Source organism: Flavobacterium sp. N502536 (genome assembly GCF_025947345.1).
GTDB lineage: Bacteria > Bacteroidota > Bacteroidia > Flavobacteriales > Flavobacteriaceae > Flavobacterium.
In genome coordinates this window covers 1,977,012-1,995,729 of sequence record NZ_CP110011.1, presented here as the reverse complement: position 1 = coordinate 1,995,729, position 18,718 = coordinate 1,977,012, and the positions used below count along the sequence as shown (strand labels likewise).

At 37.2% G+C, this 18,718-nt stretch carries 11 protein-coding genes; 3 read left to right on the top strand and 8 right to left on the bottom strand.

What is annotated here, in order from left to right; all coding sequences use genetic code 11:
* The first annotated feature begins 46 nt into the window (after window positions 1-46).
* Window positions 47-5,011 (top strand): T9SS type A sorting domain-containing protein, encoded by a 4,965-nt coding sequence (locus tag OLM61_RS08820; protein WP_264525991.1) that lies wholly within the window; start codon window positions 47-49, stop codon window positions 5,009-5,011.
* A gap of 87 nt (window positions 5,012-5,098) precedes the next feature.
* Here the strand turns inward: OLM61_RS08820 and OLM61_RS08815 are convergent, their stop codons facing one another.
* On the bottom strand, window positions 5,099-6,067 hold the full coding sequence (locus tag OLM61_RS08815; RefSeq protein WP_264525990.1) for a C1 family peptidase: 969 nt from the start codon (window positions 6,065-6,067) through the stop codon (window positions 5,099-5,101).
* A gap of 198 nt (window positions 6,068-6,265) precedes the next feature.
* On the opposite strand from OLM61_RS08815, the gene OLM61_RS08810 reads away from it, so the two are divergent.
* Window positions 6,266-7,102 carry a hypothetical protein gene (locus OLM61_RS08810; RefSeq protein WP_264525989.1) on the top strand — a complete coding sequence of 279 codons (837 nt, stop codon included), beginning with the start codon at window positions 6,266-6,268 and terminating at the stop codon, window positions 7,100-7,102.
* 204 nt (window positions 7,103-7,306) lie between these two features.
* Here OLM61_RS08810 and OLM61_RS08805 read toward each other — a convergent pair whose 3' ends face one another.
* From OLM61_RS08805 to OLM61_RS08785, 5 genes are all read right to left on the bottom strand, one after another.
* Window positions 7,307-10,483: an efflux RND transporter permease subunit gene (locus OLM61_RS08805; RefSeq protein WP_264525988.1), complete on the bottom strand. Its 3,177-nt coding sequence runs from the start codon at window positions 10,481-10,483 to the stop codon at window positions 7,307-7,309.
* Window positions 10,484-10,575: 92 nt separating this feature from the next.
* Entirely contained in the window at window positions 10,576-11,643 is a 1,068-nt protein-coding gene (locus OLM61_RS08800; protein ID WP_264525987.1) for an efflux RND transporter periplasmic adaptor subunit, read from the bottom strand.
* 9 nt (window positions 11,644-11,652) lie between these two features.
* Window positions 11,653-12,987, bottom strand: coding sequence for a TolC family protein (locus OLM61_RS08795; protein ID WP_264525986.1), 1,335 nt, complete (start codon window positions 12,985-12,987; stop codon window positions 11,653-11,655).
* A gap of 10 nt (window positions 12,988-12,997) precedes the next feature.
* Complete coding sequence (locus OLM61_RS08790; RefSeq protein ID WP_264525985.1) at window positions 12,998-13,597, bottom strand: TetR/AcrR family transcriptional regulator; 600 nt, start codon at window positions 13,595-13,597, stop codon at window positions 12,998-13,000.
* Between the two features lie 108 nt (window positions 13,598-13,705).
* Window positions 13,706-14,227, bottom strand: a complete 522-nt coding sequence (locus tag OLM61_RS08785; RefSeq protein WP_264525984.1) for a YceI family protein — start codon at window positions 14,225-14,227, stop codon at window positions 13,706-13,708.
* Between the two features lie 273 nt (window positions 14,228-14,500).
* Here OLM61_RS08785 and OLM61_RS08780 point away from each other — a divergent pair, with 273 nt between their 5' ends.
* Window positions 14,501-15,475, top strand: coding sequence for a polyprenyl synthetase family protein (locus tag OLM61_RS08780; protein ID WP_264525983.1), 975 nt, complete (start codon window positions 14,501-14,503; stop codon window positions 15,473-15,475).
* 156 nt (window positions 15,476-15,631) lie between these two features.
* On the opposite strand, the gene OLM61_RS08775 is transcribed toward OLM61_RS08780, so the two are convergent.
* Window positions 15,632-17,497, bottom strand: coding sequence for an alpha,alpha-trehalase (locus tag OLM61_RS08775; RefSeq protein WP_264525982.1), 1,866 nt, complete (start codon window positions 17,495-17,497; stop codon window positions 15,632-15,634).
* Entirely contained in the window at window positions 17,487-18,707 is a 1,221-nt protein-coding gene (locus OLM61_RS08770) for an MFS transporter (RefSeq protein ID WP_264525981.1), read from the bottom strand. Before OLM61_RS08770 ends, OLM61_RS08775 begins: the two co-directional genes overlap by 11 nt.
* Between the last annotated feature and the right edge of the window lie 11 nt (window positions 18,708-18,718).

The window sequence follows — 18,718 nt, the reverse complement described above, 5'->3', positions numbered from 1 at the left end:
CGTTTTTTTGTATATATTTGTTGCTCCAATTAACAAACCTATACGTATGAAAAAAACTTTACTTTTTTTTATTTTACTGTTTTCTAATTATTTTTATGCTCAGGTCAATGATATCAAGCATTGTGCAGGAGACACTTCTTTTAATTTAACGACTCAAAAAACACTTTTAATTGGCAATTTAAACCCCGCCGAAACAACGGTTAGTTATCATTTAAGTCTTGCAGATGCAACTGATAACTTAAATGTGATTACAAATCCGGAAAGTTATAGCAGTACGGAAAGTTCAAAAACTATTTATGCCAGAATTGACCATAATGGAAGCATAACTACAAACTATTTTAATTTGATTGTAAATCCCGCTTTAACGGCTGATGCAAGAGTTGAATATGTAAATTGTGTTCCAAGAATCGTCATTTCAGGAAATGGTGGTGATTTTAATTATGAATATTCACATTTTGGTGTTACGTATACGCAAAACAATGTTATTATTACTCCAAGCCCTGGAAATCAAACCGTATACGTTAGGGATGGTAATGGCTGTGTAGCTTCAAAGACAATAGTGGTCGAATCTTTAACTCCATTGACATGGCTTGCCAACATGGTAGCTGTTACCTGTCAGGGAGGAAACGACGGTACTTTTCAGGTTACCGCATCAGGAGGGAAAGCACCTTATCTCTATTCTATTGCAGACGGAGCGTTTACAAGTGCGAATGTTTTCAAAAATTTAACCGTTGGAGACTACACCGTAAGAATAAAAGATGCAACGGGCTGCATTATTTCTCTTCCTTTTACCATGCGCCTACTTAACACTCCTATTGCTATAAATCCAATTGTAACAAATGATAGTAATGCTGCGAATGCAGGAAAAATAGAACTACTGGTTTCTGGCGGAGTTAGCCCATACACCTTTGCTCTTAAAGACAGCGGTGGAAACCCAATTCCTTCTAAAACAACTAATCCATTTACAGGTTTAGCCGTTGGATCGTACGAAGTAGTTGTAACAGACCGTCATGGCTGTATTCTTTCACAAAAAGGGATCAATATCCTTAATGAACCTACTCCGCTTACGACGACGGCATCAGTAACGCCAATTACGTGCGTGATTACGACCGGAACGATTACGATTACTCCAAATGGAGGAACTTTGCCTTATCAATACTCAATAGATAACGGAAATACTTATAGCAATTCTAATGTGTTCTCTAATTTAAGCGCGGGAACTTACGATTTAAAAGTTCTCGATGCACAAAACGCTGTAGTTACTACAACTGCCACTATAGATCCAATAAAAATACCCCTAATAACTGCGACCTATAAAAGTATATTGTGTCACGGAGATTCTAATGGTTCGATATTAGTGGGGACCTCTAACGGAAAATCGCCTATTCTTTTTTCAATAAATGGAAAGCCTTATTCTTCTAATAATCTTTTTGAAAATTTACCAGCAGGAAATTATACTTTATCTGCAAAAGATTCAAACGGCTGTATTGTTTCGACAACAGTAGTATTAGAAGATCCTACTCCGATAACTGCCCAAATTACCTATTATTACAGAACTGTAACCGTTAATGCAAGCGGAGGTTATGGAAAATATCAATACGCCCTTGATGGAGGTAGTTATCAGGATTCGAGAATTTTTGGAATGGTAACTTATGGTAATCACACTATTTCTATAAAAGACCCTAATAAATGTACGGTAAATATCCCTATAACAGTAGTAGAGCCTACCCCGCTTGTTTCGTCTTATGTAGTCGACAAAGGTACTGTTACAATTACGACCAGTGGAGGTATCACGCCTTATAGTTATAGACTTCAAAAGTCGTCGGGAACTCCATTAACTACCACTCAGTCTAATATATTTACAAACCTGGTCAATGGTTCCTATGATATAATCGTATCAGACTCACAAGGCGGTCAGGTACTGTTCTCTAATATCATTATTTCTGAATCGATTCCATTTACGGCAATCGCTAACGCAACTCCTATCACCTGTACGGATTTAAAAAGTACCCTAACGGTAACACCAACCGGAGGCTCAGCTCCTTATCAATATTCCATGACTAGTCCGGAGAATTTTGTAAATTCAAATGTCTTTTCTAATTTAAATGCAGGGAGTTATCAGGTAACCGTTCGGGATTCAAATGGTTTCAGAACTATCGCTCCCATTACAATCGCAAGTGCAAAACCAGTATTAGCTTCAGCACAGATTATCTTACCAATAAGCTGTAATAGTTCCAGTGATGGTGTAGTAAGAGTAAATGTAACTCAGGGACAATCTCCTTATACCTACGCTCTTGACAACGGTCAATTTCAAACTGATGATACTTTTAGGAATGTTGGTCCCGGAACTCACACCCTACATGTTTTAGATAAAAATAGCTGTCGTACAACTGTATCGATCACATTATTGGAACCTACTTTAATACAATCAACACTTGCTGTTAACGGTAATTCGATTACTGCATCCTCAACAGGTGGAACACCGCCTTACAAGTACTCTTTAGAAAGTTATAATGGAATAATTACCGATTGGCAAGACTCTAATACCTTTGATAATCTGCCTGTAGGAACTTATACGGTTCGAACTATAGACACAAAAGGATGTTTTTTTCAACCTAATTATGTAGAAATTTCTCAGTCTCCTGTTCTTCTGGCTTCAGCTGTAGTAACTCCAATAACCTGTGAAAATGCTAAAGGAAAAATTACGGTTTATGCAACCGGAGGTTTCGGTCCTTATTCCTATTCTATAGATAATGGTGTAAACTACGTTTTTTCAAATGTATTTTCTGGTTTATCTCCCGGAAACTATGTCATAACGGTTAAAGACAACCAGAACACTACAACTACTGTTATGGTTAGTCTGGACAATTTAAACATTTTAAAAGCTACTGCCGTAATTACTAAAATTATAGATTGCTCAAGTAATGCTACAATAAATGTTACTGCTTCCGGAGGTAAAAAACCGTATCAGTATTCATTGGATAATGGAGTGACGTACACTTCCAATCCTGTTTTTACAAATTTAAATGCAGGAAACTATTTTGTGCGTGTAAAAGATTCACTGGATTGTTCTGTAATTACCAATAGCATCATTTTACAACAACCTGTTCCTCTAACCGCAACTGTTGATCATACAACAATCACCGATTGTTCTTCTTCCCCTATTAGTCATATTGTCATTAATGCAACAGGAGGTACAGTTCCGTATCAGTATTCATTAAACGGTCTTCCATATCAATCCAGTTCTCTTTATTCTGGTGCTTATGCCGGAAATTATATCTTAGATGTTATGGATGCAAACGGATGCAAATTCAGTATACCGTTTGTTATAGCATCACCGGTTTCACTGGTTGCAACAGTAGCTGTTAGTCCGGCTCTTACTTGTGAAGATAATGACACGGTAACGATTACCGCAACCGGGGGACAAGCTCCGTATACCTATTCCTTTGACGGATTAAATACCTTTTCGACCGTTAATATTTCAAAAAAATTAACGGCCGGCCCCCATATGTTACATGTCAAGGACCGCAATGGCTGTTATGCAACCGTAAATGTTGACATAGCTCCACACCCTCTTCCAACAAGTACGGTCGTATTAACAAATGCAACAACTGCGGGCAACAATAACGGAAGTATAACCGTAACTGCTACCGGAGGAACGGCTCCATACACCTATTCCCTTCTGAACAGTAATAATGTAACTATAATTGCAGAACAAAGCGCCAATACTTTTAATCATCTGGTATCCGGAACCTATAGTGTAGTGGTAAAAGATGCCAAAGGCTGCTCCTCGATTCAACAACAGTTAACAATTTCGGAACCCAACGCCCTTTCGGCAACAGCCATTGTAGTACAGCCTACTTGTTATAATGCAGGAAAAATAATAGCAACAGCTATTGGTGGCACAGCTCCTTATCAATATTCGATAGATAACGGAGCTACGTACAACCTTTCTAATGAATTTTTAATTCTTCAGCCCGGTAATTATACCGTAACTGTTCGCGATATTAATAATGATACCTACAGGTTTACTTCGACCATAATGGCTTTAGAACCACTTGTAGTAAATGCTGTAGTTGTTTCGGCGGTATCTTGTTTCTCGAATGGAGTAATAGAAGTTAGGGCTTCAGGTGGTAAAGCGCCTTATTTTTTCTCGATAAACGGAGGTTCTTTTCAGAATGCCTTTCAGAGTACCACAACTTTTACGGGTCTAAATCCTGGTGATCATATTATAACCATAAAAGATGCTAACGATTGTAATCAGACTGTCGCTATTCGTTTGGCTCCACCTGTACCTATAACCGCAGTTGCAACTGTCAATAATCAAACCATAACCGTTACTGCTGCCGGTGGCACAGGTAATTATCAATTTTCATTAGACGGAATTGTTTTTCAATCCAGTAATATTTTTACCGTTGTTAATTATGGGACGTATCAAATAACGGTAAGGGACCTAAACGGCTGTATGCATTTAATAATGGTTACCATTGATCCTCCGGCTCCTTTAATTGATGGCAAAAAAGAAATCGCTGTTACCTTTAAAGCAGGACAAACTTTAGGCGATTTAGTCATTGAAGGTCAAAATATAAAATGGTACAGCACTAAAGGTGCTTCAACAGGTAAAACGAGTAAAACTGCCGAAACGCCTTTGTCTCCGACAACTCTTTTGGTAGACGGAGTTACCTATTATGCTTCGCAAACCATTGACGGAATCGAAAGTAAAGAACGTCTTGCAGTAACTGCAAAAGTAGACGGATCGCTTGCTACACCAGATTTTGCTTTGTCTGATTTCAGATTTTATCCAAATCCGGTTCAGCATACTTTATCGCTACACAATACTTCGGCTATTGATGAAGTTGAGTTAATATCAGTATCCGGAAAAACTGTTCTGACTAAGAAAATAAACGATACCCATTCTGAAATCGATTTGTCGAATGTTGCCTCAGGGTTTTATTTCTTGAAAGTTAAAGCAGAAGGAAAGCTTAAAACAGTTAAAATTGTGAAGAAATAAAGCTACTAAGAGTTAAAACTTTCTGTTAAAAATAAAGGAGACCGTCTGATTTAGACGGTCTCCTTTTTTAATTCAACGAACCTATGGTTACGAATTTGCTCCCGGATTAGGAATAATACATCCTGCCCAGTTGAAGGCTCCGTTTGCAATATTGTTGTACGTTACATAAAAGAAACCGCTGCGTCCCCAGCCTGCTCCCCAGGAGTTTTGTACTTTAAAAAGTCCGGTTGCGTCGTCATAACCTACGATACAAACACAGTGTCCACCCTGTCTGCTGCCGTAAAGACTAGACCAAACATGGTTGTTGTTACGGATATCATAAAAACTCTGATTGACATCAAAACATACCGCAACAGCATAATTTTGGTTTAAATAGTACTTGATATCTGCTGTACTTCCTGGGTTAACATTAAACCAGCCGCCTGTTTTTCTGGCCGCTGCCCAGTTTTTCTGCTGTGTCGAAGGTTGTGTAAAACAGCCACCTGCAATATAAGGCATCTGAGCCTCTGAACATTCTCCCTGATTTTTGATCAGATTCATGGCGTCATTTGGGTAAGAACCCGCTCCGCAATTGCCTAATTTTATCTGATTGTAAATGTAAGCCGCACTTCTTGAAGCACCACTCCAATTGCTTTGATGAACCGAGTTGTTCAGATATCGGGCGATACTGTGTGCCGCATATCCTACTCCCCAGCCCACACAGGATCCTTCGCTTCCCTGATCTCCAACCGGTGGCGTTGGTAAATTTTTAACTGCTGCAACTTTCGCTGTCAAAGACATTTTTTGAGTGCTTGTAATTAAATCTGGTCTTAACTCGGCGATTCTGGCACGATAATCCACCGGAGTTAAAAATTCGATACTCTTTAAATAAGCATCCGGCATCTGAGCAAGTCCGTATCTTCCTTTGTCCAAAAGATCGACATTGCCATCCATTAATTTTTGCTGCACATCGGCTTCAGCCTGATCATTTCCTTTATCACAAGAGTATAAAGCAAGCAATGCAAAAAGTACAAGAGCGATTTTTCTAATTGAAAATTTAATAAGTGGTTTTTTCATAATTGTTGGTTTTTTGTTGTTAATTTTCAGTCTGTTAAACTATTTAACAAATTTATTAGTAATTTTGGCATAACATTAACACTAAAAAGATCACAACTATAACTTATCTTACACACAAATCTATAACCGGGATTTAACTAGCAGGAATTGTATTTAATTATCTTGAAAAAGAACCTCCATTATTAAAAAAATTCGCCCATGGAAATCATTATAGAAAAATTAATAAAAGGCATACAATCGCATCCAATTATACAAAACAGCACTCTGTCGGGTGTTCAGGAGTGGAAAAGAGCACATTATATCATCCTGTCGGAAATCATCTCTGATGTTTTAGAGAAATCAGAATTCATGCAGGGGGCTAAAAGAAATGAACTCGGATGCTCGATCTCGAGTATGACCTTACAAAGAATTTTTACCAATGATTCTTCTAAAACCAAAAACTCTGATTTGCGTTTTTTAAAAAGTCTCGACAAACTGGCTATTTTTATTGGATACCCTTCTTTAAACCATTTTTTGAATGATGAAGCAACAGACGCTGTAAAAACTTTAGAGCCTGAAAACAAAACGGAATCAGCTTCCTTTTTTGAAAAACTGATTAGCGATTATTGTCAGGAAGAGTTTAATTCGTTACAAAAATTACCTGTCGTTAGTATGGATGGATTATGCGATTTTGTATTCAAAGAAGGGCCTTTTGCAAAAAGGATTAAGGATCTTTTTGAAAATTATTCGACTTTAAAATATCATTTAAACTGTGAAGATAATCGGTCTAATTTTGAGCTTTATGATTTTAAAATTTCAAGTATCGAAGAAAATATCGCTATTCTTACGGTAAAGGAGTTTTGGAATCTGGAGTGGAAAAACGAAAATGACGTTACTACGATTGTCCTGAATAAGGTGAACAGGCAAACCTACTTTATCAAAAAAAGAGACGATGTCTGGAAAATATGGGACAACTACAATCCTGATTATAACGAGATCTCAACAAAAATACACTCGGCCATAGAAAATCAACACATCAAAAAAGTGCTCATTTGATAAAATGCATAATTTTAAGCTGTTAAAATTATTTATTTTTAACATATAGAAATCAATTCTATATGAATTACACCCAACAGCTTATCTAAATTTAAACCATAAAAAAATCCCAAACTCCTTTCGGAATTTGGGATTTTATTTTTACCATTTCCTCCCGAAGTATCGGGATTGGAATTTGGAATTTCTTTATTAAGATTTTAAATCTTAATGAGTATGTTTAGGATTAAAACCATCTTCACTTAATTCTGTTGGCGTATAATCGGCGAACATTTCAGTTTCGTAATTGATTTTTTCTCCTTTAGAGAATTTATGAATAATTTTCTCCATGATATTATAGATTACCGGAACTACAATTAAGGTAAGGAATAAAGAAGAAATCAATCCTCCGATAATTACCCATGCCAAACCGTTTTTCCATTCAGCTCCTGCTCCTGACGCCAATGCAATTGGGAACATACCAAATACCATCGCAATAGTTGTCATCAAAATTGGACGCAAACGAGCGTGGTTGGCCTGAATTAATGCTGTACGGATAGATTCACCTGCAGCTCTTCTCTGGTTGGTGTAATCGACCAGCATGATCGCATTCTTACACACCAGACCGATCAACATGATGATCCCCAAAATCGTAAAGATGTTCAATGAGTTGTTGGTCAAAGCCAGGGCTAACATCGCACCGATAAACGAAAGCGGGATAGCAAACAATACCACAAACGGGTGAACAAAGCTGTCATAAAGTCCAACCATTACCAGGTAAACCAAAATAATAGCGGCTAATAAAGCGATTCCTAAAGTACCAAATCCTTCCGATTGGTTCTCCTGATCACCACCCCAGATGTAGTTTACACCAGCAGGTTTTTTCAGTTTGTCTAATTTCACCTGCCATTGTTGAACGATTGTTCCTGACGGTACTCCAACGTTTTGTCCTTTTACCGTTACCGAAGCCGATTTATCTCTACGCTCTAACTGGCTAGGTCCTGATCCTTCTGTAATGTCGGCAAACTGAGACAGTTTAATTTGTTGACCAGCTGCATTGATAAAGATCAAATTACTAACGTCTGTAATACTTTTTCTGTCAAAGGCATTGTATCTGATGTTGATGTCGTATTCGTATTCACCAGCTCTGTATTTACCATCGGTATTTCCACTAAAAGCAGTCTGCATGGTTAAACCAACTGTTTGAAGTGTTAAACCTAATGCTGCCATTTTATCACGATCTACCTTAACGTTGATCTCCGGGTTTCCATCCTCAACCGTTAATTTAATCTCTGTGGTTCCCGGAATCGTACGTAATTCTGCCTCTGCCAATTTCGCAAATGCCATCGCACTTTCTGTTGACGGACCTGTTACGATCAACCCTAATGTAGCATCCTCAGCAGTTCCTAAGATACCAACCGGAACTGTTTTTACTTTAGCTCCAACCAGTACTTTTTCTAACTTACGTTTGATTTTTGCTGCATAAACGTTAGCATCATCTGTACGGTCTTTTTGCTCGATCATTTTTACATCAATCTCTGCTTTGTAAGCCGTTGCTTGCGATGCTCCAAAACCTTCACTGGTTTGTCCTACCGTTGTAATCTGACTGTGCACATATTCCTGTGCTTTCAAATACGCTTCTGCCTTTTGGGTCATGAAGTTGGTTTGCTCTAACGAAGCATCTTTCGGCATTTCGATCTGAACTAAGAACTCCCCACTATCAGAAGAAGCAAAGAACTCCCCTCCAATGAAACCACCGGCCATTAAACCAATTGTAGAAGCAAAAAACAATACAATTACTACCGCAAATGTTTTAATATAATGGTCCAGACACCAGGTTAACAAGTGAGAAACCCAGTCTGTAAAACGTGTCAAATAACTTTCGAAACCAAGAATGATTCTTCCAAATAAGTTCTTTCCTTCAATATGCTCTAATTTACCATAACGAGATGATAACCATGGAATAATTGTAAACGAAGCTAAAAGCGACAACATGGTCGAAATAATTACCGTAACACAGAATTGTGTAATAATATCAGAAACCAAACCAGAACTCATCGCAATAGGCAAGAATACCACCACAATTACTAAGGTAATCGAAGTTACGGTTCCACCAATTTCGGCTGTTCCGTCGTACGAAGCACGAATTCGGCTTTTACCCATCTCCATGTGCCTGTAGATGTTCTCCAATACCACAATCGCATCATCCACAAGAATACCTACCACAAGAGAAAGTCCTAATAAACTCATTAAGTTCAGAGTGTATCCCATTAAATAAATACCGATAAAAGTAGCAATCAAAGATGCCGGAATCGATACCATTACAATCAGCGAGTTTCTGATACTGTGCAGGAAGAACAACATTACAAACGCTACCAGTATTACCGCAATTAATAAATCGTGTACTACAGAATCTGCCGCCTCTAATGTAAAAATGGTACTGTCTTTTGCTACTTCCAGTTTTAACTGGTTTACTTTATAATCTTTTTCAAGAGTCGCAATTGTTGCTAATAAATGCTCACTTACCGCAACCGCATTAGCATCTGATTGTTTTACAATTTGCAAAACGATCGCACTTTTCTGATCTACACGTGATATTTTTTCAGCAATCTTTTGGGTATCCTGAACATCGGCAATATCACTTAAACGAACCTGAATTCCGTTTTGAGAAGAAACCACTAAGTTTCTTAATTCTTCAACACTTTTGTATTTACCCGCTAAACGGATTAATATTTTTTGCTCACGCGTCTGGATGTTACCCGTTGGGAAATCCAAATTCGAAGTCAGAATGTTTTGTTGTACCTGCGGAACAGATAATCCGTAACCCTGCATTTTTAATGCATCAAGGTTGACCTGAATTTCACGCTCTGAACCACCAATAATGTTTACCTGAGCCACACCTTGTACACGGGATAAAATAGGAGCAATTTTTTTGTCAATTAAGTCATAAAATTCTGCTTCGTCCATTTTTCCGTTAGCACCAAGCGTCATGATTGGTAAATCACTCAGCGAGAATTTGGTTAGTGCCGGTGTTTTCACATCATCGGGTAAATCACTAATAATCGCGTTTATTTTTCGCTGTGCATCATTCAAAGAGAAATCGACTTTTGCATTTGAAGTCAGTGTAATCGAAACAATAGATAAACTCTCGTACGATTTCGAGTCAATTTTCTTGACATTCTCCAGGGATGCGATCGCATCTTCAATTTTCTTGGTCACTGTGTTTTCTACCTCACTAGGAGAAGCTCCCGGATAGATAGTAGAAATGGTAATAACGTTCTGTTCAAATTTCGGGATCAGCTCATAACCTAACTGGCTGTAGCTAAACAGTCCACCTAATGTTAGAATTGTAAACAGTACAATTACTAACGACGGACGTTTTATGGATATTTCGGCTAATTTCATATATGTTATTTTAGGCTGTAGGCTATACGCTGTAGGCTTTAGGCTCTTATTAAAGGCTTAAAGCTTACGGCGTAAGGCTTAAAGCGGTACAATTATTTAATAATTTCTACTGAGTTACCATCTTGCAGGTTAATTTGACCTGTAATTATTACAGTTTCTCCATCAGTTAATCCGTTGATGATCTCTACTTTATCACCTAAAATTCTTCCAGCGGTTACTTTTCTTAATTTTGCAGTACCTTTTTCTACTACAAAAATCTCGTTACTGCTCACACTTCCTACGAATGCATTTCTAGGTACCACCATAAGGTGTTGTTTTTGTTGTTTGGATGCAAAGTTTGCAGTTCCGTACATACCTGCTTTCAGGTCGTTGTTGGTATTGTTTGTAATTTCAATTTCAACCGGGAAGTTTAAAGACTCATCTGCTTTTGCAGCGATGAAAGTAATTTTTCCTGAAAACGATTTGTCCGGGTAAACACTTGCAGATACATTAATGTTATCTCCAACTTTTAAACTCGCTACCTGATTTTCGTTTACCGTAACTACCAATTTCAACTTAGAAACGTTTACGATATCAAACAATGCTGTTGCTGGCATACCTGTCAAGATAGATCCCGGCTCAATGTATTTTTTATTGATAAAACCGTTGATTGGTGCTTTTACTCTGGTATCACCAACATCAATTTTAGCTTGTGTATATTGAGATTGTGCATTTGTCAACGCTAATCTTGCCTGATCCAGTTGTTGTTTGGTAACCCCTCCTGTTTTAAACGCATTTTCGTATCTGCTATAATCTGATTTTGCATTTTGATACGCTGCTTCTGCTGCCTGTGCGTTTACATTAATAACATCTCCTCTCATGGTCAATAAGGTTTGACCTACTCTTACATAGTCTCCTTCTTTAGCCAGAACGCTGATTACTTTTCCTGATTTTTCAGCAGAAAATGTCAATTGCTGAATTGGTTGAAAATTTCCGTTGGCTACGAAATCCAGTGAAACTTCTTCTGTTTTTACAGGAGATACTTTTACGGAAACAGCAGCATTTTTTTCGGCTACGATATCTGTTTTCTCCTTGTTCTCTTTCTTATTATTATTTAAGACATATCCAATCACACCCAGGGCTGCAATTATGATTACGATTGTTATAATAGTTTTCTTCATTGTAATTAGTTATTTAATAAGAGTTTTAAGTTGACCTTTTGATTTGATTAGTGCTACTTCGGCAATTTTGTAATTCAAAATCGCTCTGGTATAATTATTTTGTGCTTCAAGTGATGCGTTTTCTGCATCTAATAAGTCTGTTAAAGACGCCAATCCCTGAAGGTAATTGTTTTTTGTATTGCTTAAGATTTCATTCGCCAGACGCATATTTTCCTTTTGATTATTAATGGTCACAAGGTTATTGTCCATTTCTGTTGTTGCATTTTTATAATCTAAATCAAGTGAAAGTTTGGTGTCCTTCATATCTTCTTCAAGCGATCTAAGTTCAACATCTGCCTGTCTTACTTTTGCACGGGTTCCAAATCCTGTAAAGATTGGTACGTGCAGGTTTAATGCAATTGCAGAGAAATCGGACCAGTATACTCCCTGAGAAGGTTTAGCAAACCAAGGCATTTGAGGTCCCTGACCAATATAGTTGTAACCCGCAGTTAATGAAAGCGTTGGATAATATCCTGCTTCAACTGCTTTTTTATTGAATACTAAAAGTTCCTGTTGTTTTTTCAAAAGCAGATACTCTGTTCTGGTTTCAGTATTAGGTGCTTCTGCTAAAGCAGCCGGTACCACTTCAAATTCTTCTTTCGGAATATCAATTACCGTTTCAATAGGCATTCCCATATAAAACTTTAAAGCATTCTCCTGTAAAGTAATTTGATTTTTAATTTGTTGACGCTCTGTATCAATGTTTGACATTTTTACGATCATACGGTCTAAGTCAATTTTCTTAGCCAGTCCGTTATCAAATTGTCCTTTTACGATATCGCGAACTTTAGTGGTATTTACAAAACTACTGTCTAACAAAGTCAGTCTTTCGCGTTGCACATAAACAGAGTAATAATTGTTTGCAACTCTTTCAATTACTTGTTCTTCTGTTAACTGATCGTTTATTTGATAAAACTCACGAGTAGATCTTGCTGCTCTTAATCCTGTAAAAACAGATTGATCGAATAGCGTTTGAGTTAAAGAAACTCCTGCATTTGAAGTCCATTTTTGACCAAATGCCGCCTGAATTGTAGTTCCCGGCTGACCAAATCCTGCACCGTCGATTACTGTGGTTTGAATGATCGGATTGTGAGTTAGATTTCCGTTGGCAGAAATTTGAGGTAACGCTCTTGAACGTACTTCCTGAATTTTATACTCACTGTTTTCAACCTGTAATCTTGCTTTTCTCGCATCCGCTTTGTTTTCAAGCGCATACGTAATAGCTTCTTTCAGGGTTAGGGTTTTGACTTGTGCGTTGGCAGTCAAGCCAATAGAACACAAAAATATAAGAATTATTCGTTTCATAGATTGATGATTAAATAGTAATTTTTTTAAGTTGTTTTTCCAATTCCGGTATTCCTTTTTCTGTTGCCATAGCTCTGGTGTGATATTCCAGTGCCTCTAATTCTATTTTTTGTGCTTCCCGTTCTGAAACAGTCGTTTCGTTGATGTGAAAAATAAGGGTGTAATAAAATTTCACATAGATGTCTATATTCAGATCTTTACGATAAAGCCCCTCACGAATTCCTTTTTCAATATTCGCTCTGAACCAATGACTGCACAAATCGATCTCCTGACTCAATATGTTTTGATAAATTTCAGGATAGTGCTTTTTCAATTGATAAATAGGAGAAGTATCCATATTATTTTTAAACATATCTCTAAACATTTCTCTGATTTCAAAATTCTCATGAATCGCATTATGACCTTTCGCTACAATTGTATCAATGATTTCATGAACCTGTTTATGAACTAATGATGTGCTCTCTTCAATCAAAACTTCTTTATTACAGAAATATTTGTAGATCGTTTTTTTCGAAATACACATTTCTCCCGCAATATCATCCATTGTAACACTTTTGAAACCAAGTTTTAAAAACAGCTCACTTGCTTTTGATATAATTTTCTCTTTCATTTTAATTTTCAAATTTCATTACAAAGATACTCAGGAAACTAAAATCAAAAAAAACAGTTTCCATGATTTTTGTAATAATTTTACATTAATTTACACATTAGGTAAGATTTATATGCTAAACTCTAAATTTGCAATAAGCTTTATGTCTTTTCCTAAAGCCAAACCTCCATTATGATTGAATGAATTATAATCTAAACCAAAATCCTGACGTTTGATGTCTCCTTTAATTTCAAAAGCAACTTTCTTCTCGCCATTATAGGTATTAACCCCTATAAACTCTGCATCAAGTTCTACTACTTTGGTCACATCCTTAATGGTTAAGTCACCTTTGAAAAAATTGATATTGTTGTTTACTTTCTGAAAGGAGGTCGATTTAAAGCTGATAATCGGATGTTCGTTTACATCAAACAGGTCCTGAAGCTGTAAATAAGTATCGATTTGCTGAAAATTATCAATTTTGTTGTTGATGTCAAGTGAAAACTCAACCGATGCATCTTCAATTTCGTTGTCTTCAATGTTCACATAACCACCAAATTTATTTGTAGTTCCTCCCATATAAGCGATTATCGAATGTCTCATTTTAATTAAAACATCTGACTGGCTAGAATCTAAGGTCCATGTTGTTCTCATAAATTATTGATTTTACTGAGGTTATAAATTACTCAACTGTTCCGTGGAAACTATTATAGTGTTCTAAGTTTCCATTTAACGGTGCAAATATAAACAGGAAACTCTGAATACCAAAAAAGTTTCCAAGTTTTTTCAAAAAAAATTTTAACATCTTACAAAATTGAAGATTAACAGCACATTCCAATCCCTCCCGAATCATTTCAATTTTTAAAAAAAAGGAATAATTGATTAATGAATTGTATCTTTGGGCCACGCAAATCAGAATTTCATTTTATGCACGATATTAGTCAGTACCAGGATTTTTTTATTAGTTATTTAAAAAACCAAAGCATACAAAAAGAACCCAAAAATCTTTACGCTCCTATTGAATACATTCTTGGCTTAGGCGGAAAACGCATACGTCCCGTACTTACCCTGATGGCCGCAGAAGTTTTTAACACCTCTTATACCACGGCACTTCCGGCGGCAATGGCTGTTGAAGTTTTTCATAATTTCTCGCTTGTACATGACGACATTATGGATGATGCGCCTTTGCGCAGAGGACAAGAAACGGTTCATGAAAAATGGGATCTCAATACCGGAATTCTCTCCGGAGACGCGATGCTTATTCTGGCTTATCAGTATTTTGAGCAATACGAACCTCATGTTTTCAGGAATTTAGCAAAACTATTCAGCAAAACCGCTCTTGAAGTTTGCGAAGGACAACAATGGGATGTTGATTTTGAACAAAGAAATGATGTTACGATTCCGGAATATCTTAAAATGATCGAATATAAAACCGCTGTTCTGGTTGCGGCAGCCATGAAAATGGGAGCTATTGTAGCCGAAACATCTGAAAAAGAAGGTGATTTAATTTATGATTTCGGGTTGAATCTGGGTCTTGCCTTCCAGCTTCAGGACGATTATCTGGATGCTTTTGGAGATCCGGAAACCTTCGGAAAACAAGTGGGCGGAGATATTATCGAAAACAAAAAAACATATTTATATCTTAAAGCAAGAGAATTCTCTTCTCCTGAAAAAGCTTCAGAATTAGAGCAATTATTCAGTTTGCAATTGGACGAAAATGCAGCTAAAATAGCTACTGCAAAATCCATTTTTAATGAATCAGGGGCTTCAAAAGCAACGCAGGACGCCATCGAAATGTATACTTTTAAAGCTTTTGAAACGCTTGACCAAATGGATCTTACCGCTGAAAAGAGAAACATTCTGCGCACTTTCGGTGAGAATTTAATGGGTAGAAAAGTATAACTTAGTAAACCGACAGGTTTTAAAAACTTGTCGGGTTTGTTTGATAAACTTTAGTATAAAACCGAGTGTCACCCTGAGCGAAGTCGAAGGCTTGATAAACTTTATTATTAAACCCGACAGGTTTCAAAAACCTGTCGGGTTTGTTATTTTAGAATGTTAAAAAAGTACATCGGGATCAACCAAGTCCGATAATTTTTGTTTTAAATCTTCTTCCAAAATGGTTAAACCGTACTGATACGAAGCGTTCATCCATCCAAAACCTTCTTCGGTTATGAAGTCAAATTCGGTTCCTACGTTTCCGTATTCTGCAAAAATTTTGTGCGAACTGATCGATAAATCAAACTTCTCCGGAATGGTTCCGTTATAATCAACCGCATTTCGGGTAATCAGCCAAAGCCAGCGATACACCATCTCCTGGGCTTCTTCGTTAAAATTATAATTCAGCAAACCTTCCCATAAAAGCATTTGATGCGGCGCCCATCCAAACGGATAATCCCATTGTCGAATTGGGGCGTTTTCGTCTATATCTGCAATAGATTCTTTGGTGCTTCCTGCAATTCCACCTTTCATTTTAAACCTTGGAAGCGTCTTTTTTACCAGAATTTCGGCCTGTTCCTGTGTACTTATTTTTGCCCAAAGCGGATAAAATGTCGGAGCCGCCTCAAAAAAATGCTGTTCTTCACTTACAAAATTATAGTCAAGATAACAGCCGTATTCTGAATTCCAGCACAACTGATTGATCTTTTCTTTTCTGGAAGCCGCTTTTGAAAGCCAATATTCGCTTGAAAAAGATTTGTCTTCAAAATATTGAAATTCATCTTTAAAATACTTTTTAATCAAAAACGCAATATCCGTTTCGTACTTATAAAGCAGACTATTAATGGCAACCGTATTCAAGTTCGCACAAACGCCAACGAGTCTGTTTGTGGTATCATGGCCGCTTTCACGCATACTTCGGTCGTGAATAAAATACTTATCCAGTTCGGCATCCACCACTTCTCTCTCCAGGTATTTTTTTTCGAATTCGCGGGTAGACAAATTGTATTTTGGCGCATATTGCTCGAGAATATCATCAAAATGACCTTCTTCTACCTCAAATGGCAAGCCAATTCCTTCTGCTTTATACCTATTCAGTCCATTGGCTGTAAGCCTTTTTCCTTCCTCCATCCAAACCGTCCTGTATTCTTTGATTGCGGTTTTTAAATGTCTTTCAATCCAGAAAATATCGGGATTCGACTTTTCTAAAACATCTCTGATCAGCGAAGTATAAAGCGGTGGCTGGGTTCGGGTTAAATAATAACTTCGATTGGCATTTAGTATTTTTCCGTAGTGATCGATCTGGTATTTAAAGTTCTCGGCAATGCCCAAAGCCAGCTCTATTTTATCATCTATCAAAAGTCCTTTGGCAATAAAGTAACTGTCCCAACCGTACATTTCATTAAACCTTCCACCCGGAACAACAAACGGAACCCCCGAAATTTCATTGTTTTTAATTTGAAGCGCCAGAGCCAGAATCCCCGGCTTTTGATTCAGTGACAATACATATTCCGGTGAAATATGTTTGGGCAGCTGTACCACTTTTAACTTTGGCGTTATGGCTTCTAGTTTTTTGAAATAATCAAAAACAATTTCATCCCCAAAAGGCACATACAAATACGAAATAGCGTTTTCGATCTTATTGTCTTCCAGTATTTTTTTTACGCCATTGGCATCAATAGTACGCGTCAGCCCTTTCCAATACAGGTTTTTTATTTTTCCTGAGATTCTTTTCACAGGATCTTCAATGATTTGATCCAGACTAATCTCGGCAAATTCAGCATTGTCTTTTTTAGCCAAAGCCAATTCCTGCAACAGGTTTGAAAGCTGATAGGTTCCTTCAATAACCGTTGAATTTCCTTCCTCATCGTTGAGTACAAATTTCTTTGGCCCCTGATCGTCAATCGTTATTTTTTTATCGCCATCAGTATCTTCCTGAGCCAATAGTTTTTCGATAGTTTGGGATATATGTAGTTTAAATTTCATCTTTTGCAGTTATTTTTTTAAGAATAAAAAAGGATACTAATAATAAAGACATTGGAATCAAAGTAAAATAAAACGCCTTTTCAGGTCCTTCATTTTTAAACAGCCAGCCTGTTATTCTGGAGCCTAATGTCCCGCCAAGAGCCGAGAAAATCACTATTAATCCCGTCATCGAACTTTGCAGATTTTTGGGCAGCGCACTTAATACAATCGAATTTAACAAGGGATAGATGGGCGCAATAAACAGTCCGATTAAAGGAAATGCAAAACCAATTAAGGGTATGTCTGAGAGCGTATTGATGTTTTTTACTTCCAGTCCAACTGTTTTTGGAAGCACAAAAATCACAATCAGCATGGCCGAAAAAATACAGAAACTTAATACCCAGATCCAATTTACTTTCTTGGTCACAATCCCCGCAATCAATCGTCCTACTGCCAGTGAAATAGCCAAAATACTGGCCATCATAATACTGATGTTCTCCGGTAAATGAAGCACTTTTGTATTGAATGTAGGCAGCCAGGAAAGAATTCCCTGTTCAATCATCACAAACAAAAAGACACTAATAACAAAGATAACCGTTAGCAATTTTGCCATTAAACGGAACATCTGCATAAAATCGTCTTTGAGGTTTGCTCCTGCGGCGACTTCGGTTTCTTCAAATTTCACAAAAAACAAAAACAGAAACGACAATAAGGATAGTCCTGCCAGAAACCAATACACATTCAGCCATGAATTGGGATCATTTTCATTGTTAAAAGCCGGAAATAAAAAATAAGCCAGTGCGATTCCAACCATAAAAAACCCCTCAATACTGCTCATCAGGGCGTTGTGTTCTTTTTTGGTTTCGGTTACTGTACCAATCAACGAATACACCGAAACTTTAATCAAAGCAAATGAAACTCCTACAGTCGCAAAAAGAATTTTAGCATTGTCGAATGAGTTTCCAAAATACATAGAAATACAGGCCAGCGTAACCAGTCCCAAACCAATCAGCATCGATTTTCGATAGCCGATTCTGGGTAAAAAAGAAGCGATAAAAAACGACACAATTGCAATAGGCATGTCTTTAAAAGCTTCGAGGATGCTCGCCTGAACTTCATCTACACCATAATTTTTCTGCGATTTTAAAATCACAATCCCCACACTATTTAGCAAAATAGCGAAGACAAAATAATTAAGGTAAAGAGAGATTTTGATTCCTATGTTTTTCATTTTTTATTGGT